Source organism: Streptomyces sp. NPDC005492 (genome assembly GCF_040605995.1).
Classification (GTDB): domain Bacteria; phylum Actinomycetota; class Actinomycetes; order Streptomycetales; family Streptomycetaceae; genus Streptomyces.
Map to the genome: position 1 here is coordinate 1 of NZ_JBEXDX010000019.1, position 22,982 is coordinate 22,982.

General features: G+C 70.9%; 17 protein-coding genes and 1 pseudogene. 10 read left to right on the forward strand and 8 right to left on the reverse strand.

Annotated elements, in window-relative coordinates; all coding sequences use genetic code 11:
* Positions 1-272, forward strand: a pseudogene (locus tag ABZT04_RS24655) (DinB family protein); the annotation flags it as partial.
* A 12-nt stretch (positions 273-284) separates the two neighbouring features.
* Here the strand turns inward: ABZT04_RS24655 and ABZT04_RS24660 are convergent.
* The gene (locus ABZT04_RS24660) at positions 285-1,277 is read right to left on the reverse strand and encodes a phospholipase D-like domain-containing protein (protein WP_356059136.1); all 993 of its coding nucleotides are present in this window, start codon (positions 1,275-1,277) and stop codon (positions 285-287) included.
* A 272-nt stretch (positions 1,278-1,549) separates the two neighbouring features.
* On the opposite strand from ABZT04_RS24660, the gene ABZT04_RS24665 reads away from it, so the two are divergent.
* Both ABZT04_RS24665 and ABZT04_RS24670 read left to right on the forward strand, forming a co-directional pair.
* A complete protein-coding gene (locus ABZT04_RS24665) occupies positions 1,550-2,092 on the forward strand; it encodes an FABP family protein (protein WP_356059137.1) in 543 nt (180 codons plus the stop codon).
* A 158-nt stretch (positions 2,093-2,250) separates the two neighbouring features.
* Positions 2,251-3,660, forward strand: coding sequence for a condensation domain-containing protein (locus tag ABZT04_RS24670; RefSeq protein ID WP_356059138.1), 1,410 nt, complete (start codon positions 2,251-2,253; stop codon positions 3,658-3,660).
* Positions 3,661-3,670: 10 nt separating this feature from the next.
* On the opposite strand, the gene ABZT04_RS24675 is transcribed toward ABZT04_RS24670, so the two are convergent.
* Positions 3,671-4,618 carry an ADP-ribosylglycohydrolase family protein gene (locus ABZT04_RS24675; protein WP_356059139.1) on the reverse strand — a complete coding sequence of 316 codons (948 nt, stop codon included), beginning with the start codon at positions 4,616-4,618 and terminating at the stop codon, positions 3,671-3,673.
* A 56-nt stretch (positions 4,619-4,674) separates the two neighbouring features.
* Here ABZT04_RS24675 and ABZT04_RS24680 point away from each other — a divergent pair, with 56 nt between their 5' ends.
* A complete protein-coding gene (locus tag ABZT04_RS24680) occupies positions 4,675-5,196 on the forward strand; it encodes an adenylate kinase (RefSeq protein WP_356059140.1) in 522 nt (173 codons plus the stop codon).
* Positions 5,197-5,200: 4 nt separating this feature from the next.
* Here the strand turns inward: ABZT04_RS24680 and ABZT04_RS24685 are convergent, their stop codons facing one another.
* On the reverse strand, positions 5,201-6,385 hold the full coding sequence (locus tag ABZT04_RS24685; RefSeq protein ID WP_356059141.1) for an acyl-CoA dehydrogenase family protein: 1,185 nt from the start codon (positions 6,383-6,385) through the stop codon (positions 5,201-5,203).
* 91 nt (positions 6,386-6,476) lie between these two features.
* Complete coding sequence (locus tag ABZT04_RS24690; RefSeq protein ID WP_356059142.1) at positions 6,477-6,968, reverse strand: hypothetical protein; 492 nt, start codon at positions 6,966-6,968, stop codon at positions 6,477-6,479.
* 199 nt (positions 6,969-7,167) lie between these two features.
* Here ABZT04_RS24690 and ABZT04_RS24695 point away from each other — a divergent pair, with 199 nt between their 5' ends.
* Together ABZT04_RS24695 and ABZT04_RS24700 are read left to right on the forward strand one after the other, a co-directional pair.
* Complete coding sequence (locus tag ABZT04_RS24695) at positions 7,168-9,321, forward strand: MMPL family transporter (RefSeq protein ID WP_356059143.1); 2,154 nt, start codon at positions 7,168-7,170, stop codon at positions 9,319-9,321.
* Positions 9,322-9,545: 224 nt separating this feature from the next.
* Positions 9,546-9,881: a hypothetical protein gene (locus tag ABZT04_RS24700; RefSeq protein ID WP_356059144.1), complete on the forward strand. Its 336-nt coding sequence runs from the start codon at positions 9,546-9,548 to the stop codon at positions 9,879-9,881.
* A gap of 292 nt (positions 9,882-10,173) precedes the next feature.
* Here ABZT04_RS24700 and pepN read toward each other — a convergent pair whose 3' ends face one another.
* Both pepN and ABZT04_RS24710 read right to left on the reverse strand, forming a co-directional pair.
* Positions 10,174-12,606 carry an aminopeptidase N gene (pepN, locus tag ABZT04_RS24705; RefSeq protein WP_356059145.1) on the reverse strand — a complete coding sequence of 811 codons (2,433 nt, stop codon included), beginning with the start codon at positions 12,604-12,606 and terminating at the stop codon, positions 10,174-10,176.
* 317 nt (positions 12,607-12,923) lie between these two features.
* Entirely contained in the window at positions 12,924-13,673 is a 750-nt protein-coding gene (locus tag ABZT04_RS24710; RefSeq protein ID WP_356059146.1) for a helix-turn-helix domain-containing protein, read from the reverse strand.
* Between the two features lie 171 nt (positions 13,674-13,844).
* Here ABZT04_RS24710 and ABZT04_RS24715 point away from each other — a divergent pair, with 171 nt between their 5' ends.
* Positions 13,845-16,715 carry a BTAD domain-containing putative transcriptional regulator gene (locus ABZT04_RS24715; protein ID WP_356059147.1) on the forward strand — a complete coding sequence of 957 codons (2,871 nt, stop codon included), beginning with the start codon at positions 13,845-13,847 and terminating at the stop codon, positions 16,713-16,715.
* On the opposite strand, the gene ABZT04_RS24720 is transcribed toward ABZT04_RS24715, so the two are convergent.
* Complete coding sequence (locus ABZT04_RS24720; protein ID WP_356059148.1) at positions 16,693-17,931, reverse strand: MFS transporter; 1,239 nt, start codon at positions 17,929-17,931, stop codon at positions 16,693-16,695. The genes ABZT04_RS24715 and ABZT04_RS24720 overlap by 23 nt on opposite strands.
* Before the next feature lie 131 nt (positions 17,932-18,062).
* On the opposite strand from ABZT04_RS24720, the gene ABZT04_RS24725 reads away from it, so the two are divergent.
* Positions 18,063-18,548: an Lrp/AsnC family transcriptional regulator gene (locus tag ABZT04_RS24725; protein WP_356059149.1), complete on the forward strand. Its 486-nt coding sequence runs from the start codon at positions 18,063-18,065 to the stop codon at positions 18,546-18,548.
* A gap of 14 nt (positions 18,549-18,562) precedes the next feature.
* On the opposite strand, the gene ABZT04_RS24730 is transcribed toward ABZT04_RS24725, so the two are convergent.
* The gene (locus tag ABZT04_RS24730; protein ID WP_356059150.1) at positions 18,563-19,111 is read right to left on the reverse strand and encodes a CGNR zinc finger domain-containing protein; all 549 of its coding nucleotides are present in this window, start codon (positions 19,109-19,111) and stop codon (positions 18,563-18,565) included.
* 106 nt (positions 19,112-19,217) lie between these two features.
* Between ABZT04_RS24730 and ABZT04_RS24735 the strand changes: the two genes are divergently transcribed.
* Both ABZT04_RS24735 and ABZT04_RS24740 read left to right on the forward strand, forming a co-directional pair.
* The gene (locus ABZT04_RS24735; RefSeq protein WP_356059151.1) at positions 19,218-20,411 is read left to right on the forward strand and encodes an MFS transporter; all 1,194 of its coding nucleotides are present in this window, start codon (positions 19,218-19,220) and stop codon (positions 20,409-20,411) included.
* 143 nt (positions 20,412-20,554) lie between these two features.
* On the forward strand, positions 20,555-22,945 hold the full coding sequence (locus tag ABZT04_RS24740; protein WP_356059152.1) for an excinuclease ABC subunit UvrA: 2,391 nt from the start codon (positions 20,555-20,557) through the stop codon (positions 22,943-22,945).
* Positions 22,946-22,982: the final 37 nt, after the last annotated feature.

Here is a 22,982-nt window from a genome sequence, read left to right on the forward strand (position 1 = left end):
GACCGAGCCGAGGGCGGAGACGGCGGTGGACATCCACACGGGGGAGTTGTTCAGCGGTCGCGGCCTTCGACGCCGCCGCCGGTGCCTGGCGGAAGGCACTGCTGAGCGTCGACGACGCCGCGCTCGACACCGTCGGCTACTGCACCTATCCGCACGGCAGCGACGCGGAGGAGCCGTTCATCGACATCGTGTGGTGGGTCAACCAGGAAGTGCTGTACCACGGAGCCGAGATCGCCCTGCTGCGCGACCTGCACTACGCGGGGCAGCACTGACCCCACCCGGTCCTAGGCGGCCGTGCCGCCCGCGTAGTCGTTCTTGAACGTGGTCTCGATGGTGGTGGCGACGGACTGGGCCACACCCGTGCCGGTGAGGATGATGCCCAACTCCCTGTTGTTGGAGAGCGAGTTGCTGCTGATGTTCATCGAACCCGCCTCCACCTCCTGGGTGGACAGCCCGTAGTCGGCGACCATGGCCTTGGCGTGGATGTAGAAGCCGTTGGGGTCGGAGTAGCCGACGACCGTGCCGCCGGCCGCCTTGATCGCGGACACCTCGCTGGAGTAGCTCGACGGGGTCTCCAGCACCACCCGCACGGTCACGCCCGCCTTCGCCCTGGCCACGATCGCGTTGACCACCGTGCTGTCGCTGAACTCCAGTTCCTCGACGTCCAGCGTCTTGGTGGCCGCGTTGATCACGGTCAGCAGCCGGCTGCGGGAGTCGGTGGGGGACCAGAGCAGATGGTCGCCGTCGGTCGGGGTGACCGAGGTGCCGGCGTAGTCCGCGTTGAACACCTTCTCGATCGCGGCGACGTCACGGGTGTCGTCGGTGAAGACGCCGTAGTCCCGGCCGGTCGCGTAGTACTGCGAGGTCAGATTGCCGGTCAGGACAAGGGACTTGGTGCCGTCGACCGTGATCGTCTTCTGGTGCGTGTAGACGAAGCTGGACGGCGACCACACCACGCCCACCCCCGCGTTGGTGAGGGAGGTGTAGGCGGAGTTGTTGGCGCTCTTGTGCGCCTGGTCCAGGACGACCCGCACGGTGACGCCCTTGTTCTTGAGGGCGATGAGGTCGTTGACGGCCGTGGTGTCCTCCAGCTCGTACATCGTCATGTCGAGCGAGCTGGTGGCCGAGTTGATGAAGTCGTAGATCGCCGGTTCGCTGCTGCTCTGCGAGAACGCGAACGCGGTGTAGGTCGCCGCGTTCGCGGGGACGGCGGTGACGAAGACGGCGGCGCCGGCCACCAGGGTGACGCCGGCACGGCTGAGGAAGGTCCTCAACATGCGTGACTCCTAGTCGAGTTGTTGCCCACGTGGGGGGTGGTGAGCGTGGGCATGACACCACGCGCGTAGAACGCTGAGGAAGGGCAACCCGGTGAACTCGGGATTACCTCTGCCGAGTGGGAGCGGACAAACGGGACTTCGCACAGGTGGGACCCGGTTCATGGAGTCCCCGCGAGTTCGCAAAAACTTCGTAGTCCGCGGAGTTCGGCGAGCGCGGGCGCGGACGCCTAGGCTGCGACCCGGCACCCGTATCGACCACAGGAGCGCACCTCGTGTCCGACCCCGCAGCGACACCCCCGTACCCCGACGCCCACGGACCGGACGCGAACCCCGCACCGCACCCGTTGCTCGCACCGGTACTCGGGCTCCTCGGCCACTGGCACGGCCGGGGCGAGGGCGAATACCCCACCATCGAAGGGGACTTCGCCTACGCGCAGAACGTGACCTTCAGCCACGACGGCCGCCCCTTCCTGCACTACGAGGCCCGCGCCTGGCTCCTCGACGCCGACGGCGCGCCGCTGCGTCCGGCTGCCCGCGAGAGCGGCTGGTGGAGACTCCAGCCCGACGGCCGCGTGGAGGCGCTGATCACCCAGCCGACCGGCATCGCGGAGATCCTCGTCGGCCGTGTCACCGGCGCCACGGTCGACCTCTCCACCCACGAGGTGGCCCTCGCCCCCACCGCCAAGAAGGTCACCGCCAGCCGCCGCCGATACGCGCTGACCGACGACGGCGCGCTCACCTTCGAACACGACCTGGAGGCGGTGGGACAGCCGCTCCAGCACCATCTTTCGGCGCGCCTGCGACGCGGGGACTGAAGTGGATTGATCAGCAAGCCTGTTCACATCGTTGCTTTCCGATTATCCCCTCGTTGATCTCCTCATGCAGTGATCGGTGCCCCAGCGGCATGGAGGCGTGGATCGACAGTGGTGCCCGGCGGCCTCCCGTGGGCAGGCGAACGGAGAGCCCTGTGCGCATGACCGACCTTCAGCGGTGCGAGATCCGGCCCGGACGACTCGTCGAATGGACGCTGCACCCGGCGGCCGTGGGGAGCGCGCGGGCCCTCCCGGACGACGTGCGGCCACCGGCGTACGTACAGGAGTCCCACATCCGTACGGCGCGTTCGGTGCGCGAGGACGGGCTGTTCGTGCCGACCTGGCTGGGCACCGCCTTCGACATGCCGGGGCGGATCGAACTCGATGTGCTCCAGGGCGCGTTGCGGTCCTGGATGCTCCGGCACGAGACCCTGCGCAGTGGCTTCCGGTGGGCGGGTGACGAGATGCGGCGCTTCACCCTGGACGCCGACGCGGTGGCCCTGCACCGGGAGGACGTCGGGGAGTTCGCGGACGCGGTGACGCTGACCCGGTATCTGCAGGACCGTTTCGATGTGACGGCGGACGCGCTCACCTGGCCCAACTTCCTTTTCGCCGCGGTCGTCCGCGACGACGGCACGAGCGTCTATCTGGCGTTCGACCACAGCAACGTCGACGCCTACTCGCTCCACCGCATCGCGGGCGAGGTCCACGAGCTGTACGCGGCAGGCCTCGCCGGGAAGGCGGTCGAGTCCGAACCCGTCGCCAGTTACATCGACTTCTGCGCGGGCGAACGCACGGACGCCGACCAGATCGACGACACCCACACCGTGGTGGCTCGCTGGCGCGAGTTCATCGCCCGCTGCGACGGCAAACTGCCGAACTTCCCCGTGGACCTCGGCCTCGACCCCGAAGGGCCGCTGCCCACCCAGAAGTTCCTCCAGGAGATGCTCGTCGACGACACGGACGCGGCCGCCTTCGAGGCGCACTGCCGCCCCTACGGCGGAAGCCTCGTCGGCATCCTGGCGGCCGTCGCCCTCGCCGCCCGCGAGGTCAGCGGACTCGACGTGTACCGCACCGTCGTCCCCTTCCACACCCGGGCCAAGTCCCGCTGGGCCGACTCGGTCGGCTGGTACGTGGGCGGCGCGCCGATCGAGATCCCCGTCCAGCACGCCACGGACTTCGACCACGCCCTGCGGATGGTCCGCGCCACCCTCCGCGAGAACCGCCCGCTGGCCCGCATGCCCATCGCCCGCGTACTGCGCCTGCTCGGCGCCGACTTCAGGCCCACGTCCCCCGACCTGTACTCGATCGTCTCGTACGTCGACTCGCGTGCCCTGCCCGGTTCGGAGCGCTGGCAGGAGCTGAAGGCGTACGGACTGATCCGGGTGTCGTACGGCGACCAGGTGTGCGCGTGGGTGACCAGGGTCCACGAGGGGCTGCAGTTCGCCTGCCGCCTCCCGGACAACGACATCGCGGACAAGAACATGCGGCTGTGCATGGAGCTGGTGCGGGAGCGTCTCGTCGCGGTGGCCCGGGGAGCCTTGTCGGCGGCGGCCGCTACGACCGTGTAGGGCCCGTGTATCAGCGCCCCGCCCGCGCGCCGGTCTGGCGGGCCGCCATGGGCGCGTCCCAGCCGCTCCAGGCGGGGATCGGCTCCCGGGCCTCCCGCCAGGCGGTCGGGAGGCCGGACGTGCCGGTGCGGGCCGCGACGACACCGCCCACGATCGCGCAGGTCGTGTCCCGGTCGCCCCACCCGGCGATGGTCTGCCACAACGCCTCGGCCAGGTCGTCCGGTTGACCGGCGGCGGACCACAGGGCGAAGGGCACGGTGTCCGGTGCCGAGATCAGGATTCCCGAACCCAGCACGGACGCCGCGTGCCGCACCGACGTCCGCTCGGAGAAGTTCGCGGCGACCAGCAGCCCGGAGCGGACATCGCTGTCGGGTACGTGCGAGGCGACCTCGCGGAGAAACTCGGCACGGGGGACGGCCTCTTGACCCGCACCCGCGGCCGCCAGTCCGGCGGCGACCGCCACGGCCACCGCCCCCGCGACGGCCTCCGGGTGGGCGTGGGTGGTCAGCGCGGACAGCCTGGCCTGTTCGGCGGCGGCCGCGAGATCGTCCCGGAACCATGCCCCCAACGGAGCGACCCGCATCGCGGCGCCGTTTCCGTAGGACCCCTGTCCGCCGAACTGCCCCGTGGTGACCGCCCGCCAGTCCTCACCGTCACCGATGCGGCGCAGCACACTGTGCATCGACGGACCGTACTTGCGCCCAGGATCCCGCGCGTACTCGGCGGCGAACTCCCGTGCCAGGCCGTCCGGTTGCACCTCTCCATGCGTCACCAGATGCGCGAACAGCACGAACGCCATCGCGGAGTCGTCCGTCCACAACCACGGCACCGGGCGCAACTCCCTCGCGGCCCACAGCTCTTCGGCGGATTCGTCGGACCGGGTGAACCAGCCGTCACCGAACGCGTCGCCCGTCACCAGGCCGTCGAGGGAGGCGTGAGCTTGGTCCGGGCTGTTCACGGTGGGGCTCCTGTCGATGATCGGCTGGTGAGCCACATCGTAGGTAATGTGCCCGCATGGAGCGGATCTTGGTGGTCGGAGCCACGGGCGCCGGCAAGTCCACACTCGCCCGGGCCGTGGGAGAGCGCCTTGGCCTGCCCTACTACGAGATGGACGCGCTGTACTACAGCGGCCCCGGCTGGGCCGTCAACGAAGGCCTCACCGAGGAGGTTTCACAGCTCACGGCGGCACCTCGCTGGATCGTCGACTCGATCGGCTCGCCCGAAGTCCGCGACCTGCTCTGGGAGAAGGCCGACACGGTGCTCTGGCTGGACTACGCGAGACACGTGATCATGCCGCGTGTCCTCCGCCGTTCCGTGCGGCGCACGGTCACCCGCGAGCGGCTCTTCGGCGGCAACAGGGAGACCTGGAAGGGCTGGTTCAGCCGGGAGCACCCGGCCTGGTGGGCCTGGTCGCAGCACGCGGGCAGGCGCAGCGAGATCGAACGCCGTACCGGCGACCCCCGCTTCGCCCCGCTCGCCACCCACCGCTTCGCGCATCCCCGCGACACCGCTGCCTGGTTGGCCTCCCAGGGCTGAGCCGTCAGAGGAAGGGCGTGCCCGCGTCGAGTCCGGCCAGGACCCGGCCGTACAGCTCCAGGTTGGTGGTGGGGTTGACGAAGGAGTGCAGGCTGAGCGCGTGCAGGTCGCGTACCGCCCGCTGGACGGGGACGTCCCGGTGCAGTGAGGACGCGCCCGACGCGGACGCGATGAGGTCCACGGCCTCCTTGCACAGTCGGGTCGTATAGCCGCTCTGTGGGCGGATCTTGGCGCGTTCCTCCTGTGTGTACGGCGTGTCGTGCTCGGCCGCCGACTCGATCCGCGCCACGAACTCGGCGGTCAGCAGCTCGGCGCAGGAGATCTTCAACGCGGCTTCGGCGGCCTGGAGATGCGTGACGCCCGCCTCGAACTGCCGCTCGTGGAAGGTGTAGGTGATGCCCCGCCGGTGGATCCGCTCGGTGAACTCCGCGAGCGCCGCCCGGGCCAGGCCCAGCGCGTTCGGTGCCGTCCAGGCGCAGAACAGCATCAGGACCGGCATCCGGTAGAACGGGTCGTCGGCGTTGGCCTTGGAGGGGAAGTCGCCGCCCAGCAACGGCCCGACGGGCAGAACACGGTGGGCCGGCACGAACACATCCCGTGCGACGACGCTGTTGCTTCCGCTGCCGGCCAGCCCCGACACGAACCAGTCGTCGAGGATCTCCAGGTCGGACACCGGTACGGCGGTCCACAGCACCTCGGGCGGCCCGCCCGCGGACTCCACCCGGGCCGTCAGCAGATGCCAGTCGGCGTTCTGACAGCCGGTGGCGAAGGCCGAGGTGCCGTTGACGACATACCCGCCGTCCACCGCCACCGCGAGGGCATCCGGGATGAGCGTGCCGCCGACCCGCACATCGGGACCGGTGAAGATCTCGTCCTGCGCCTCGTCCGGGAAAAGCGCGGCGACATAGGAACACCCGGCCTGGATCAGCGCCATGAAACCGGTGGAACCGCACCCGGCGGAGAGCTCGCCCAGCACCTCCACCTGAGTGCTCAGCCGGCTCTGGTAACCGCCGTACCGCCGGGGCACGTTCATCCGGTAGACCCCGGCGTCCGTCAGAGCGGACACGACCTCGGCCGTCACCCGCCGCTCCTGCTCGGTGCGCAACGCCTGCTCCCGGAGGAGCGGTTGCAACGCCCGTACGCGTTCGACGAGGCCGGCATCGGACGGTGGCGCTGCGGACGGAGCCATGGACGACCTCCGGGCACGACGGGCCCTCACCGTGACGCGGATCGCACGCAGTGTCAACGCCCGTGCTCGGACAGGGGTGTTGGGGGAGCGGCTAGGTGTCGCTGCCCGTGGTCGGCGGCGCCGACGGCCACTGCGCGAGGGAGATCATTCCCAGGACCCGGTGTATGAGGTAGAACGCCAGCGGCAGTTCGGCGAAGACCGCGAGGGCCGCCGCGAACCACACGTCCGAGGTGCCGAAGGCGAGCGACACGTCGAACCACGCGTCGCAGATCAGCAGCACCGCCGTCGCGAGCGCCGCGATGATCACGGCGCGGTGCCGCTGCCAGCCGAGCACCGCGGTGGACGCCATCGCGACCACGAGCAGGATGTCGAACCCGACCCAGGTCAGCCGCCACTGGTGGACCTCGTAGGCGGACGGCAGCGTGAACGCCAGCAGGACCGTCCAGGGGACGAGTCCCACGGCGCAGACGGTGAGCAGTTCCAGGGTGTTGCGCCGGTGCCGCCGAATCCGCTCCAGTTCCTCCGGCGTCGGAGCCGGGGCCTCTGTCTCCTGGGGTATGGCGGCCTTGGGCGCGTCGTTCACCTCGGCTGCTCCGTTCTCGGATGTCCGGTGACGATCCGGTGCCGACAGGCTAATACCCGCCGTTTCCCGGCCACCTGCCGAGGGGCGCGAGCGCGGATTCCGCGCTTCCGTATCCCGGCAAATCGGAAGGACCATCCCGATAGCGGAGGAAGGGGCGGCGGGCTAGGCTCGTGCAACCTACGACGTGGGGAAGTCCGGCATGGAACGGTGGGCCGAATTCGTTCTGCGGCACCGAAAGGCGGTCGTGGCGTTCTGGGGTCTGGTGCTGGTCGCCGGCATTCTGCTGGCGGGCCGGACCACGGACCGGCTGACCATCGACTTCTCCCTGCCGGGCCAGCCCGGCACTGTGACCGCGCACAAGATCGAGCATGCCTTCGGTAGCGGCGGCGACACCAATCCGTATCTCGTGGCGGTCACTCTGCCGGCCGGGCAGACGATCACCGGTCACGAGACGGACGTGGCGCGCGGGTTCGCGGCCGTCGGTACGGCGGTTCCGGGTGTGCGGGTGATCGACGAGGCGAACACCGGTGACAAGGCGTTCCGGACGAAGGACGACCGCAGCGCCTACGCGCTGGTGTTCTACCGGTTCAACCCGTCCCCCAGCCAGACCCTGCTGACCGGTCCGATCAGGGCGGCGGCCGAGAAGGCCATGCCGGCGGGCGCGACGGTCGGAGTGACGGGCGAGGACACGCTGGCCTCCGGCGGCGACGACGGCGGCGGGCCCGGCGTGCTCGGCGAGACGCTCCTGGGCGCCCTCGGCGCGCTGGCCGTCCTCGCCTTCGTGTTCGCCTCCTTCCTGGCGCTGCTGCCCCTGCTCGTCGCCGCCGTGTCGATCCTCGCGACCTTCGTGATGCTGCTGCCGCTCACCTACGTGACCGACGTGTCGTTCATCGTGCAGTTCCTGGTCGCCCTGATCGGCCTGGGCGTGGCCATCGACTACTCGCTGCTGTTCGTCACCCGCTGGCGCGAGGAGCGCGACCGCGGCCGGGACAACCACGAGGCGGTCGTGGTCGCGATGCGGCAGGCCGGGCACGCGGTGGTGTTCAGTGGTGTCACGGTGGCCATCGGCCTGCTGTCGCTGGTGGTTCTGCCGGTCCCGTTCCTGCGCAGCATGGGTTACGGCGGCGCGCTGATCCCGCTCGCGAGCGTGCTGACGACGCTCACCCTCACGCCCGCGATCCTGGGCGGCATCGGGCCCAAGGTCGACTGGCCGAAGATCCGGCACGAGAACCGGGCGAGCCGTTTCTGGATCCGCTGGACCGCTGGCGTCGTACGGCGCCGCTGGATCGCGGCCGGCGTCGCGCTGGCCGCCTTGTTGGCCCTGACGGGCGTCTTCCTCGGCATCAAGATCGGCCTGGCCTCCTCGGCGTCGCTGGCCAAGAACGGCCCGGCCTACGAGACTCTGCAGACCCTGGAGCGCGGTGGTGTCCCGACCGGTGCGCTGACCCCGATGGAGGTCCTGGTCTCCACCGACCGGGCGAAACCGGTCGCCGTCGAACTGGCCAAGGTCGACGGCGTGAGCAGTGTGTCCGTGCCGACCGGGCCCGCGGGCCAACGGGGCGGACAGAGCATCGTCGTCGTCATCCCCGACAACGAGACGGTCAACTCGAAGAGCGTCGACGTGGTCAGACGGGTCAAGTCCGTCACCGAGCACCTGCCCGGGGCCATCGGCGTCGCCGGTGTCGGCGCGGCCCAGATCGACTTCCTGCACGCCGTCTACGGCAACTTCCCGCTGATGCTCACGATCATCGCCCTGTTGACGTACATCCTGCTGGTCCGCGCCTTCCGATCGCTGCTGCTGCCGCTGAAGGCGGTCCTGCTCAACCTGATCTCGCTGGCGGCGACCCTGGGCCTGATGGTGATCTTCTGGCAGGACGGTCACGGCTCCAACGCGGTCTTCGGCATCGCCGCCACCGGCGCCGTCACGTTCTGGATCCCGATCATGGTCTTCGCGTTCCTGTTCGGACTGTCCATGGACTACGAGGTGTTCATCCTGTCCCGCATCAGGGAGGAGTACGACGGCGGCCGCTCGACCGACGACGCCGTCGTCGAGGGCATCGGCCGCACCGGCCGCCTCGTCACCAGCGCCGCACTCATCCTCTTCCTCGCATTCGCCGCACTCGCCTCGGGCCCGGGCACCGACCTCAAGACCCTGGCGACCGGCCTCGGCATCGGCATCCTCCTGGACGCGACCATCGTGCGGATGCTGCTCGTCCCCTCCCTCGTCTCCCTGTTCGGCGGCTGGAACTGGCACCTGCCCGGCTGGGCGGCCCGCCCGCTGCGCGTGGAGCCGTCCGTTCCCCACTCCGAACGGCCCGCGCCCGCGCCCGTGCCTACGACACCGGCCGACTGAGTCTCCGTCCGAAGCGGAACGGTGTCAGCGTTTCGGGGCGGTGGCTGGTGCGGGCGTACTCGGCGAGCCGGTGTCCGGTGAGGGGCCCGGGGGCGACGCCGAGTATCCCGTGCTCGGCTGCTGCAAAGCCGTTGTTATGTCCGCGCCCGCGCCTATGCCGCCGGCCGATTGCCCTCTCGCCCCGGCCCCCGTCCGAAGTGGAACGGTGTCAGGACTTCGGGGCGGTGGTCGGTGCGGATGTACTGGGCGAGCCGGTGTCGGGGGAGCGGCCCGGGGGTGACGCCGAGTGTCCCGTGCCGGCTGTTGAGGACGTGTTGTTGTGCCCCCTGGCCCTGGCCCTGGCCCTGGCCCTGGCCCCGGCCCCGGCCCTCGGCGGGAGCGGAACCCTGCGCCGGCTCCCCGCTGGCCGCTCCACGGCCTCCCTCGTCGCCGACTGCCGACGGGTCACCGACCTCATCGCCGCGCAGGACGGCCTCGCGGCCCGCTGCGCCTCGGCGCCCGGTTCGCAGACATCGACCCCGTCCACCTCATCACCGACCTGCCCGTCCACCAGGTGGTGACGGCGGTGAGCCAGTCCGCCCGCAATCGGCTGCTGCAACTCACCGCCACCGAACTCCGCGCCCAGACCGACTGGCCGGCCCTCTGCGACACGTCACCGCCCGGTGCGAGAGCGGCTTCAACCTCGTCCGCGCCGCCGAGGCCCTGCACATCCGCCGCAACACCGTCGTCTACCGATGAACAAGATCGAGCAGATCACCGGCCGCGCGCTGCGCGAGTACCGGACGGCCATGGCGCTCCATCCCGGCTGCCTGGCCGACCGGTTGGGGCGCTGAACGCCAACGGCCGCGCAGGTCAGGCCAGTTCGGCTCGTGCGCGGAGCATACGGCTCACCTCGTCCGAGCGCTCCAGCAGCGTGGTGCGGACCACCGGAACCGCCTCTTGTGATGCCTGCCGGGCCTGTTCGATGTACCCGGGATCGATGGCGTGCAGCGGGAAGAGGTGGTTCGTGCAACTCATCGCCAGGATCATTCCCCCTTGGTGCAGCTTCGGGATCGCCTCCAGATAGCGCTGTGCGTACGGCGCCAGCAGCGCGTCCTGGCCGGGACGCCAGAAGGCCGCCGCCACCAGGCCGACCGAGTTCACCGGGACCGTGCGGTCCACGACCAGCCGCTGCCAGACCTCCGCCTTCGCGGCGGCGTCGGGCAGCGCGGCCCGCACCGTGAGCGCGCGGGTCCAGGCGTCGGGGTCCGGGTCGCGCGCGAGCAGGAGGTCCGACTCCGCCGTGACGTCCCCGCCCAGTTCGGCCTCGCGGACGAGCGCACGCCAGCGCAGGTCCACATCGTCACCGGCCTGCTCGCGCAGCCAGGCGAGATCCTCCGCGGTCGTCGCGGTACGGGCCAGCCCCCGCAGCGCGACCTGACGCCGACCGGGGTCCCCGGCGAGGCGACGACACACCGCCGCCACCCCCGCAGACAGCGCGACACGCTCGCCGGCCGGCGCCCACAGTTCCGCGATGTTCGCCGCGAGGGTCAGATACGGCTCGATCACCGCGTCGGACGTCTCGGCCGCCAGCACCTCGGTGAGGCAGCGGCCGGCCTCCGCCGCCGTGGCCTCGCCGGTCGTCAGCATGTCCCACACGGTGGCGGAGGCCACGCCCCGGGAGATCGCCGTGGGCAACCGCGCCGCCGTACGGAAGAGGGCGTCCCTGGTGGTGGGGTCCGGGCGGGTGGTGGCGAAGGTCAGGTCGTCGTCGTTGATCAACAGGACGTCCGCCGCCCGCAGTTCGGGCACCGGGGTCCGGGTCCCCGTCACCTCGACCCGCACCAGCGCCTCGCGTTCCAGCGCATCGCCGTTGTCGGTGTACGCGCCCACCGCCAGCACCTGCGGACGCGGAGTTCCGGCGGCCACCAGCGTGACGGAGTCGCCGTCACGCTCCAGTGAGAAGCGGTCGGTGCCCGCCGTCGCCAGCCAGGCCGTGCGCCAGGTGTCCAGGTCGCGGCCGCTGGCCTCGGACAGGGCGTCGATCAGGTCCTGGAGCGTGGTGTTGCTCCACGCGTGGCGGGCGAAGTACGCGGCCATGCCGGCCCTGAAGTTCTCTTCGCCGACGTACGTCTTGAGCTGCTGGAGGACGGACGCGCCCTTGGGATAGGTGATGTTGTCGAAGATCGACGCGGCCTGGGCGACGTCGTGGATGGGCTGGTGGATCGGGTGCGAGGCGGGGCCCTGGTCGGACAGGTACGCGCTGATCTTGCCGATCATCAGATGGCTCGCCAACGCGTCGGTGTGCCGGGTGGCGCGCTCGGCGGCCCAGTGGCAGGCGAACTCCGCGAACGCCTCGTTCAGCCACAGGTCGTCCCACCAGCGCATGGTGACGATGTTGCCGAACCACATGTGCGCCATCTCGTGCAGCAACACCCTTGCCAGCAGCCCGTGTTCGGCCGGAGTGGGCACGGCCCGCCGAAGGAACGCGTCCGACCAGGTCACACAGCCGTAGTTCTCCATCGCCCCGCCGAACTCGGGCACGAACACCTGATCGTAGCGACGCTGCGGGAACGGCATCGCGAAGGCATCGGCGTAGAAGGCGAGTCCTTGGACGGTGAGGGTGAAGATCTCGTCGGCGTCGCGGTCGAGGACATCGGCGAGTGAACGGCGGGCGTACAGGCCCAAGTTGTGGCCGTCGCTCTCACGCCGTACTTCATGGAAGGGGCCGGCGTTGATGACCGTGTTGTACACGGACAGGGGAGGGGTGTCCGGGAAGGTCCAGCGGCGGGCCGCGCCCAGCTCCTCGACGTGAGCGTCGCCGGAGTTGCTGGTGACGGTCCAGGCGGACGGGGCCGTGACGGTGAAGGCGTGCGGGGCCTTGAGGTCGGGCTGGTCGAAGCAGGCCCACACGAAGCGGGCCTCGTCCGGTTCGAAGCTCATCCACACGTAGACCTCGCCGTCGGCAGGGTCCGTCGCCTTGTGTACGCCCCCGCCGGAGGTGGTGTCGGCCTGGACGCTCTCCACGCGCAGCACATTGTGCTCGGCGAGCCCGGTGAGCGGGATCCGTCCGTCCTCGGCGGGGGCGAGTTCGACACCGTTCAATGTGGCGCTCAACACCCGTGCCGCACAGTCCACGAAGGTCTCTGCGCCCGGCTCGCGACAGATGAACGTCACCGTGGAGACACAGCGCACCTCCGGCCCGTCCGGCAGCGCGGTCAGATCCACGTCCACGTCGCACCGCTCGACCGCGACCAACTCGGCCCGGCGCTCGGCCTCGATACGGGTCAGGCTTCGAATCCCCATGCGTCCTCCCTCGGCAGACAGCGGCCGTCAGCGTACGACGGAGACCGACGGGGAGCGCGGGGTTTTCCCGGCGCTTCGCCCTAGGCATAGTTCGCCGTAGGCCCAGGTGGATCGGGGGTGTTGGGCGGAGGGCGACAGGGGGTGCTGCTGGAGGGGGTGGGCGAGTCGAGGCGATCCTGCTCGGCCGCGCACGCGCAACGCTCCACCGGGCGCTCGCCTCCCGCGCGAGCGCCCGGCGTCTTCCTGAAGGGGGGGCCGCCGGTGAGGGTGATGCTCGCGCCCGCCCGAGCGTCCGGCCGCCCCGGCGGCCCCGGTCCTCACCGCCCCCGTAACCCCGCGCTGATCACCCGGCTGGTGCGGCGGGCGGTTTCCGCGAGGCGTTCCAGATGGTGGGCGGGGTCGGTGAGGACGCACAGGGCTGCCACGGGAATGCCGCGCGCTCCGAGCAGCGGAACCGCCGCGCAGCACACCCCGGTCACCACTTCCTCCCGGTCGAAGGCGGCACCCCGCTCCCGTATCGCCGCGGCGTCCCTCGCCCAGGACGCGGGAAGCGGACCGAGCAGCGGTGCCGGAGCGGTCAGGGCCACCAGTACCTTGCCCGCCGCGGTGAACCACGGCCAGGTCATACGGGTCTGGAGTGGATCGGGGCGCAGGGCGTCGTCGGGACACCAGTCCACCATCAGCGTCTCGCCCTTCCACAGCACGGCGAGCCCCACCGTCGTACCCGTGAGCCGAGCAAGCCGCAGCATGGGGTCGCGCGCGGCGGAGCGCAGCCGGGGATGCGGCTGCCAGGCGCGCCCGAGGCGGAACATCCGCGGGCCGACCCGGTAACTGCCACCTTTCCGCTCGACCGCACCCAGCTCCGCCAGTTGTTCCAGCAGCCGGTACGCCGTCGTCTTGGGCAGCCCGCAGTCGGCCGCCAGTCTTGTCGGGCCGGCCTCCACGGCCCGCTCCACCGCCTCCAACAGTGCGAAGGCGCCTTCCAGAACACTCCTTCCGCCCGCGTTCCCCGAGGCGGCCGGCAAGGCTTCCGGCCGCCGCATCGACACCCGCGTTCCAGGTGTCATCACTCCCTGTGTGATCACACGTCTCGCCCCCGTTTTGCCTGTTGCGCAGCCGCCAGGCGACGGCCCTGCTGTCGTGCTCGGACGGGACGCGGTCAGCGCCCGTCCGCTCCCCAGCAGACTCGCACCGGGGTGTGGCGGGAAACCTTGTCGAAGGCTTGTCGCTTCGCACACATGTCCGCGAAAAAAGGAGGACGCTTCGTCCAGGGGGAGGCGAACACCATGGTGGACGTGCAGTTGCTCGGTCCTGTCGAACTGTCGGTGGGGGGCCGCGCGGTGGAGGTGGGCCCGCCCCAACGCCGTACCGTGATGGCGGCCCTGGCCGTGGACGTCGGGCGGCCCGTCGCGGTCGACGTGGTCATCGAGCGGGTCTGGGGGCCGCGGGTGCCGGACGGTGCGCGCGGCGCGGTGCACGCCCATGTCGCCCGGATCCGGCGCGTGTGCGAGCAGGCGGCCACGACCGCGCGGGACTCCTTGTCCCTGGTGCGCCGTTCAGGCGGGTATCTCCTGGAGGCCCGCCTGGACCAGGTGGACGTGTACCGGTTCCGGCAGCTGGTCGACCAGGCGCGCGCGGCGGGGCCGACCGAGCCGGCGCGGGCGCGGCTGCTGCGCGAGGCACTCGACCTGTGGCGCGGGGAGCCGCTGTCCGGTCTGAACGGGGAGTGGGCGGCCCGGATGCGGGAGGCCTGGCGGCGGCAGCACCAGGACGCCGCCGTCAGTTGGGCCCGCGCGGAGCTGCGCCACGGCGAACCCGCCTCCCTCATCGGCCCGTTGACCGCCCTGCTCGGCGAGTACCCGCTCGCCGAACCCCTGGCCGAGGCCCTGATGCGGGCCCTGCACGAGACCGGCCGCAGCGCGGAGGCCCTGGACTGCTACGCCGCCGTACGCAAGCGGCTGGCGGAGGAACTGGGCACGGACACCGGACCCGCCCTGAGCCAGTTGCACCAGTCGATCCTGCGCGGCCACCGCTCCACCACGGCCCCACGCCCCGAGCCGCCGACGATGCCCCGGCAGACCGAGCTGCCCGCCCAACTCCCCATGGCCGTAAGGGGATTCACCGGCCGCGACACGGAACTGGCCCGGCTCGCCACGATCCTCGCCTCGGCGGAAGGCGAGTCCGCCTCCGTCGTCATCTCGGCGGTGTCGGGCATGGCGGGGGTGGGCAAGACCGCGCTCGCGGTGCACTGGGCGCGCCGGGTGCAGAACGCGTTCCCCGACGGGCAGTTGTACGTGAATCTGCGTGGCTTCGATCCGCAGGGTTCGGTGGTCGCTCCGACCGAGGCGGTACGAGGGTTCCTGGACGCTCTCGGGGTGCGGCCGGAGCGGATACCGCTGGGCCTGGAGGCCCAAGTCGGCCTGTACCGGAGTCTTCTGACGGGGCGACGGATGATGGTCGTCCTGGACAACGCCCGGGACGAGGAACAGGTCCGCCCGTTGCTGCCCGGGGCGGTCGGCTGCATGGCCCTGGTGACCAGCCGCAACCGGCTGACCGGACTGGCGGCCACCGAGGGCGCCCATCTCCTCGCGGTGGACCCGCTGCCGCCGGACGCCGCCCGCGACGTACTGGCGGAGCGGCTCGGGTCGGCCCGGGTCGCCGCCGAACCGGAAGCGGTGGCGGCCCTCGTCACCTGGTGCGCCGGACTGCCCCTGGCACTGGCCGTGGTGTCGGCCCGCGCGGCCGCGCAACCGCGGCAGCCGCTGGGCGCACTCGCGGAGCAACTCCGGGAGAAGGGCGGCCGGTTGGACGCGCTGGACGGCGGCGACGAGGCCAGCCAGGTCCGGGCGGTGTTCTCCTGGTCCTACAGCGCGCTCAGCCGGCCCGCCGCCCGACTGTTCAGACTGCTGGCACTGCACCCGGGGCCCGACCTGGACCAGCGTGCGGCGGCCGCCCTCGCAGGGGTGGAACCGGAGCGCGTCCGCGGCCTGCTCGCCGAACTCACCGGTGGGCACCTGCTGGTGGAGCACGCCCCGGGCCGCTACACCTACCACGACCTGTTACGGGTGTACGCCGGAGAACTCGTGACCGCGTACGACGACGAGTGGGACCGACGGGCCGCGCTGCACCGGATGATGGACCACTACCTGCACTCGGCGCGGGCGGCCGACATCCTGGTGACCCCGCAGCCCAATCCGGTGGCGGTGACCGCGCCCCGACCGGGCGCGAACGCCGTACAACCCGAGGACTACGGACAGGCGATGGCCTGGTTCCTCGCCGAGCATCCGGTCCTGCTGGAGATCGTGCGGCAGCCGCCGCCCGGCTACGACGGCCATGTGTGGCGGCTGGTCACCGTGCTGACCACCTTCCTGGACCGGCACGGGTACTGGCAGGCACTGCTGACCGCCGCGCGCGGCGCACTCGTGGCGGCCGAGCGGGACGGCGCCCCGGCCGGCCGGGCCGCCGCCCACCGCGGTCTTGGGCTGGCCCTGGACCGGTTGAAGTGTCCGGAGCCGGCCCGCGAGCACTATCTGCGGGCCCTCGAACTCTTCGCCGCGCTGGGCAGCGACGCCGGACAGGCCCGGACCCACCAGCATCTTTCACGGATGTCTGCGGCCCAGGGCGGTCTCGAACTCGCGCTGGAACACGCCTACCGGAGTCTGGAGCACTACCGGGCGGCGGGCGACCCGGCAGGACAGGCCGCGGCACTCAACCACATCGGCTGGCGGCAGGCGAAACGCGGCGACCATCTCCGCGCGCTGGCCCACTGCGAACAGGCCCTCGAACTCGCCCGCGCGGCCGGGGACGTGGACGGACAGGCCCACATCTCCGACAGCCTGGGCTACATCCACCATCAACTGGGCCGCTACCAACAGGCGGTCGACCGCTACCGGCAGGCGGCCCGGCTGTTCCACGCCACCGGGGAACGCCACAGCGAGGCCACCTGCCTGCGCTGCCTCGGCGACAGCCACCACAGCGCCGGACAGCCCGAGGCCGCCCACGAGATCTGGACCCGGGCCCTCGCCCTCACCACCGAACTCGGCCTGCCCGACGACGATCCCCTCCGCATCGACCTCCAACACCGCATCAGGGAACGGCCGTTGAGGTAACGGGTGCGGATGCTGAGCGCTTGCCGAGGCGGAGCCTGAAGCTCAGGGCGATGCCCGTGGCCGTGCAGGCACAGGTGATCCACCAGGTGGAGTGCCAGCCCCCGGTGCGGGTGGCCAGCCATGCAGCGACGGCGGGGCCGACGAAGCTGCCCGCGTTGAAGAGCTGCTGGATCAGGCCCATCGTGGCGGGCAACGAGCCACCGTCCGGCGTCAGTTCACCGATCATGCGCAGCAAGGTCGCCGGTACCGCGCCGCCGGTCAGCGAGAAGGCCACCACACACAGGAACTGCCAGACGGTACCCGCGGGGAGGTCGCGCCAGTCGACGGCGAAGGCAAACACGGAGGCGGTCGCCATGAGAACGAAGGCGGGGACGAGCAACGCGCGAGCGGGCAGCCCGCGTCGCACAAGAGCCGCGGTCGCGATCGAGCCGACGGCGTTCGCCGCGCCGACCACGGCACTGAGGACACCCGGCCAACTCCCGGTCATCCCGCCGTCGCGGTAGATGGTGGGCAGGAACCCGACCACGGCCATCCACGGAAGCGTGTAGCAGGCGAAGACGAGGCCTGCCGTCCAGGGGCCCGGAGCCCGGACCGTACGGCCGATACGGGAGAGGGCTGCCGCCGCACCGCGCACACCACCCGCGTCGTCACGCGGAACCCGGGACAGCACCCACGGCAACGGCGCGAGCGCGAGCACGGCCATGCCCCACCACCACACCCGCCACGACACCACCTGGAGAACCAGCGCCCCGACCACGAGCCCGGCGAACGTGGACATGCCTTGATAGGCGCCCCAGAAACCCATGGCCGTGGTGAAGCGGCCGGGCGGGGTGACACGCCGGATCAACCCCGGGCCGGTCACGGCCACCAGGATGAAACCGGCGCCTTCCACCGCCCGGGACGCCAGCAGCGGAGCAGCCGACCCGGCGAAACCACCGCCGGCCGATCCGAGGAACAGCAGCACCAGCCCCGCGCTCAAACAGCGCCGCTCACCTATGAGTTCGGCCAGCAACGAGACGGCGAGCCCGCCGAGCATCCCGGCCAGTTGGACGATCCCGAGCAGAGTCCCCGCCTGGACCAGACTGAGCGACAGGTCGCTGCGCAAATACGGCAGCGCGGGCGGCAGCTTCCACACCTGCAGCCCGGCGGCGACCCCGGCGGACACGACGACCATCCAGGAGCCCGTGGCGCAGGCGGGGCGCGGAGGCAAGTCCATGGCGGCGGTCCTTCAGCAGGGCGGAGGAGGCGTGGAACGACTCGCCACCTTCGCCCCACGCCGGGCATCAGCGCAATACAGACTCCATTCAGTGCGACAGATGCTCAGTGAGACCGAGGTGAGATGACAGAATGACCACCATGACTGAGATGGACCCTCTGGACGCCCGGATCGTCCTGGCTCTGGACGACGACCCGGACGCGACGATCCTGGCCCTGGCGCAGACCCTGGGCGTGGCCCGCAACACCGTGCACGCCCGGCTGCGCAGGATGGCCGCCGACGGCGCGCTGAAACCCTTCAGCCGACGCGTCGACCCCGCCGCCCTGGGATACGGCCTGGTGGCGTTCATGTCGCTCGCGGTGAGCCAGGCCGAGCCCGAGAGCGTGCACGAAGGTCTGCTCGACCTCCCCGAAGTCGTCGAGGTCCACTACACCACCGGCGACGCCGACCTCCTCGCCCATGTCGTCGCCAAGGACACCGCAGACCTGCACCGCATCACCAAGGCGATCCTCGCCATCGACGGGGTCGACCGGACCAGCACCGCCATCTCACTGGCCGAGGTCATCCCCTACCGGCCCCGGTCCCTCCTGAGCCGCCTGGCGAAGGGCCGTAGCTAGAGGTCGAGTTCCAGTCAGGCCGTCCTGCCGCGCAGAGTCTCCTTCTTGGCGCGGTTTCCGCAGGTGCCCATGGAGCACCAACGGCGGTTTCCGGGGCGGGAGGTGTCGAGGAACAGGGCGCCGCAGGTCGGGCCCGCGCAGTTGCGGAGGCGGGTGAGCGACGGGGAGGCGATGAGGTCGAGGGCGTCGCGGGCGACGAGGGAGAGGGTGGCGCGGACGGAGTCCTCGGCTTCCCAGCCGAGCTGCCCCGTGGGGTCCAGACGCGGCACGGGCACGGGGTGCGCGGCGGCCTCGTTGACCAGGTCGCGCGAGCGAGCGTCGGGCATCCGGTCGGCCCGGACGGCGGTGATGAGGGCGTGCACGGCCTCGCGCAGTTCGCGGGCGCGCGCGGGGTCGGGATGCCCGGTGGCGGTGCAGGGGCCGCACTGCTCCACCCACGCCAACAACGCCTCGGCGTCGGGGAGTTCCTCCACCTCGTCCGGTGAACCGCGGTGACGCAGGGTGCGGATGAAGTCCAGGCAGAGGCGGCCTGCGCCCTGTCGGAAGCGGGGAGTTGTCGCCATGGATCCAGGCTACTCCAGTGGAACCGGTTTAAGCGGTGCCATGAGAGCGACCTGCCTGCTACCTTCATCCGAACCAGTCAAACCGGTTCCTACGTGAGGTGTGTCCGTGCCCCGCTGGGTGATCCTCGTTCTGTCCCTCGCCTGCGGTGTGGGCGTCTCGACCATCTACTTCCCGCAGGCGACCAGCTCGCTCGTCGCCGCCGACCTGGGTGTGTCCGCGGGCTCGGCGGCCCTGGTGGTGACCGCCGCCCAGTTCGGCTACGCGGCCGGCATCTTCCTCCTGGTCCCCCTGGGCGACCGGCTCCCGCATCGCCCCCTGATCGTCACCCTGTTCACGCTCACCGCCGCCGGCCTGCTCACGGCGAGCGTCGCGCCCTCACTCCCGCTGCTCGTCGCCGCGAGCGCGGTCACCGGCGTGACCACCGTCGTGCCCCAGATCATCATCCCGATGGCCGCCGGACTCGTACCCGCCGAACGCCGTGGAACCGTCACCGGCACACTCCTCAGCGGTCTGATCGGCGGCATCCTGCTGGCTCGGACATTCAGTGGCACCCTCGGCGAAGCCTTCGGCTGGCGGGCTCCGTACGTGGTGGCCGCGGTGATCGTCCTGGCTCTGGCCGCGATCCTGGCCCGGGTCATCCCGGACACCACGCCGTCCACGCGGCAGAGCTACCCGTCGCTGATAGCCGCGCCGCTGCGCCTCCTGCGCGCCGAACAGGCGCTCCGCCGTTCCTGCCTCTACCAGGCCACCGTCTTCGCCGGCTTCAGCGCCGCCTGGACCACACTCACCCTCCTTGTCACCGGGCCGACGTACGGCATGGGAGCCCAGGCGGTGGGCGTCCTCGGGCTGGTCGGCGCCGCCAGTATGTTCAGCACCCCGCTCGCCGGGCGCCTGGCAGACGTCAGGGGGCCGGACACGGTCAGCCTGCTCGCCATGCTCGGCACCATCGCCTCCGCGGCGGTGCTCGTACCGGCTTCCGCGGGCGGCACGACCGGCCTGCTGGCGCTGGCCACGGGCATGCTGCTGCTCGACGTGGCCGTCCAGTCCGGCCAGGTCGCCAATCAGGCCCGCATCTTCGCGCTACGGCCCGAGGCCCGGGCCCGTATCAACACCGCGTACATGACCTGCGCGTTCCTCGGCGGCAGCACCGGCTCCTGGCTGGGCGTGCGCGCCTACGACAGGTTCGGCTGGCAGGGCGTGACGAGCCTGGTCGCCACGTTGGCCGCGGTGGCGCTGGGCCGCCACGTGCATCACCTGCGGCAGGCGCGGCACGCCAAGAGCCCCAGCCACTTCTCGTGATCCGGTCAGGATTCGAGAAGCGCGGGCGCTCGCCTCGCGGCTAGCGTGTGTCGCCACGAGGGTGATCGCCATGTACGTCGCGTCTCCTGGCGATGCCGCCGAGGGACTGCGGGCGGTCCGGCGCACAGCGGAGGGAAGGCACGATGAGCATGGCCACGAGGACGGAGACGCGGTCGTCCGCGCCGCACGCTGCCGACAGCCACGACATGATCCGCGTGCACGGGGCGCGCGAGAACAATCTCAAGGACGTCAGCATCGAGATCCCCAAGCGTCGGCTCACGGTGTTCACCGGTGTCTCCGGCTCGGGCAAGAGCTCGCTCGTGTTCGACACGATCGCCGCGGAGTCGCAGCGGCTGATCAACGAGACGTACAGCGCCTTCGTGCAGGGGTTCATGCCGACGTTGGCGCGGCCCGAGGTCGATGTCCTCGACGGGCTGACGACCGCGATCATCGTCGACCAGCAGCGGCTGGGCGCCGACCCCCGCTCCACGGTCGGCACCGCCACCGACGCGAACGCCATGCTCCGCATCCTCTTCAGCCGGCTCGGCAAGCCGCACCTCGGCTCGCCCAAGGCGTTCTCCTTCAACGTCGCCTCGATCAGCGGCGCGGGCGCGGTCACCATGGAGCGCGGCGGACAGAAGGTCAAGGAGCGCCGCAGCTTCAGCATCACCGGCGGCATGTGCCCCCGCTGCGAGGGCCGGGGCTCGGTCACCGACCTCGACCTCACCCAGCTCTACGACGACTCCAAGTCCCTTGCGGAGGGCGCGATCACCGTCCCCGGCTACACGGGCGGTGGCTGGAACTCGCGGCTCTACATCGAGTCGGGCTTCTTCGACCCGGACAAGCCGATCCGGAAGTTCACGAAGAAGGAGCTCCAGGACTTCCTCCACCGTGAGCCGACCCGGATGAAGATCGCGGGCATCAACATGACCTACGAAGGTCTGATCCCGCGCATCCAGAAGTCGATGCTCGCCAAGGACCGGGAGGGAATGCAGCCGCACATCCGCGAGTTCGTGGACCGGGCCGTCACCTTCACCACCTGCCCCGACTGCGACGGCACCCGCCTCAACGAAGGCGCCCGGTCCTCGAAGATCAAGCGGATCAGCATCGCCGACGCCTGCGCGATGCAGATCAGCGACCTCGCCGAGTGGGTCCGCGGACTTGACGAGCCGTCGGTCGCGCCGCTGCTCACCGCTTTGCTGCAGACCCTCGACTCGTTCGTCGAGATCGGTCTCGGCTACCTCTCCCTCAACCGGCCGGCCGGCACGCTGTCGGGCGGCGAGGCACAGCGCGTCAAGATGATCCGTCATCTCGGATCCTCCCTCACCGATGTCACGTACGTCTTCGACGAACCGACCATCGGCCTCCACCCGCACGACATCCAGCGCATGAACGACCTGCTGCTGCGCCTGCGCGACAAGGGCAACACCGTGCTCGTCGTCGAGCACAAGCCGGAGACCATCGCGATCGCCGACCACGTCGTCGACCTCGGCCCGGGCGCCGGTACGGCTGGCGGCAGCGTCTGCTTCGAGGGCACCGTCGAGGGACTGCGCACCGGCGGCACCATCACCGGCCGGCACTTCGACGACCGCGCCTCCCTCAAGGAGTCGACGCGCAAGCCCACCGGCACCCTGGAGATCCGCGGCGCCGCGACCAACAACCTCCAGGACGTCGACGTCGACATCCCGCTCGGCGTCCTCGCCGTCGTCACCGGTGTCGCGGGCTCCGGCAAGAGCTCGCTCGTGCACGGCTCGATCCCGGCCGGCGAGAACGTCGTCTCGGTCGACCAGGGCGCCATCCGCGGCTCGCGCCGCAGCAACCCGGCGACGTACACCGGACTCCTCGAACCGATCCGCAAGGCGTTCGCCAAGGCCAACGGCGTGAAGCCGGCCCTGTTCAGCGCCAACTCCGAGGGCGCCTGCCCCACTTGTAACGGCGCAGGGGTCATCTACACCGACCTGGGGATGATGGCTGGCGTGGCCACCACCTGCGAGGAGTGCGAGGGGAAGCGGTTCGACGCGTCGGTTTTGGAGTACCGCTTCGGCGGCCGTGACATCAGCGAAGTGCTCGCGATGTCGGTGACCGAGGCCGAGGAGTTCTTCGGCACGGGCGAGGCGGCCACCCCGGCCGCGCACCGGATCCTGACCCGCCTCGTGGACGTGGGTCTCGGCTACCTCAGCCTCGGCCAGCCGCTCACCACCCTCTCCGGCGGCGAACGCCAGCGCCTCAAGCTGGCCACCCACATGTCGGAGAAGGGCGGCGTCTACGTCCTCGACGAACCCACCGCCGGCCTCCACCTCGCCGACGTCGAGCAGTTGCTCGGCCTGCTCGACCGGCTCGTCGACTCCGGCAAGTCCGTCATCGTCGTGGAACACCACCAGGCGGTCATGGCCCACGCCGACTGGATCATCGACCTCGGCCCCGGCGCCGGACACGACGGCGGAAAGATCGTCTTTGAGGGCACCCCGGCCGACCTGGTCGCCGCCCGCTCCACACTCACGGGCGAGCACCTGGCGGCGTACGTCCGCGCCTGAGGTCTCGCCGTCCGATGCTCAACTTCTCAAACCAACT

Coding starts and splice junctions, on each gene's coding strand:
- ABZT04_RS24660 (WP_356059136.1), bottom strand. CDS start 1,277: ATGTTGAGGACCTTCCTCAGCCGTGCCGGCGTCACCCTGGTGGCCGGC.
- ABZT04_RS24670 (WP_356059138.1), top strand. CDS start 2,251: ATGACCGACCTTCAGCGGTGCGAGATCCGGCCCGGACGACTCGTCGAA.
- ABZT04_RS24680 (WP_356059140.1), top strand. CDS start 4,675: ATGGAGCGGATCTTGGTGGTCGGAGCCACGGGCGCCGGCAAGTCCACA.
- ABZT04_RS24685 (WP_356059141.1), bottom strand. CDS start 6,385: ATGGCTCCGTCCGCAGCGCCACCGTCCGATGCCGGCCTCGTCGAACGC.
- ABZT04_RS24695 (WP_356059143.1), top strand. CDS start 7,168: ATGGAACGGTGGGCCGAATTCGTTCTGCGGCACCGAAAGGCGGTCGTG.
- pepN (WP_356059145.1), bottom strand. CDS start 12,606: ATGGGGATTCGAAGCCTGACCCGTATCGAGGCCGAGCGCCGGGCCGAG.
- ABZT04_RS24710 (WP_356059146.1), bottom strand. CDS start 13,673: ATGACACCTGGAACGCGGGTGTCGATGCGGCGGCCGGAAGCCTTGCCG.
- ABZT04_RS24715 (WP_356059147.1), top strand. CDS start 13,845: ATGTCCGCGAAAAAAGGAGGACGCTTCGTCCAGGGGGAGGCGAACACC.
- ABZT04_RS24720 (WP_356059148.1), bottom strand. CDS start 17,931: ATGGACTTGCCTCCGCGCCCCGCCTGCGCCACGGGCTCCTGGATGGTC.
- ABZT04_RS24725 (WP_356059149.1), top strand. CDS start 18,063: ATGACCACCATGACTGAGATGGACCCTCTGGACGCCCGGATCGTCCTG.
- ABZT04_RS24730 (WP_356059150.1), bottom strand. CDS start 19,111: ATGGCGACAACTCCCCGCTTCCGACAGGGCGCAGGCCGCCTCTGCCTG.
- ABZT04_RS24740 (WP_356059152.1), top strand. CDS start 20,555: ATGAGCATGGCCACGAGGACGGAGACGCGGTCGTCCGCGCCGCACGCT.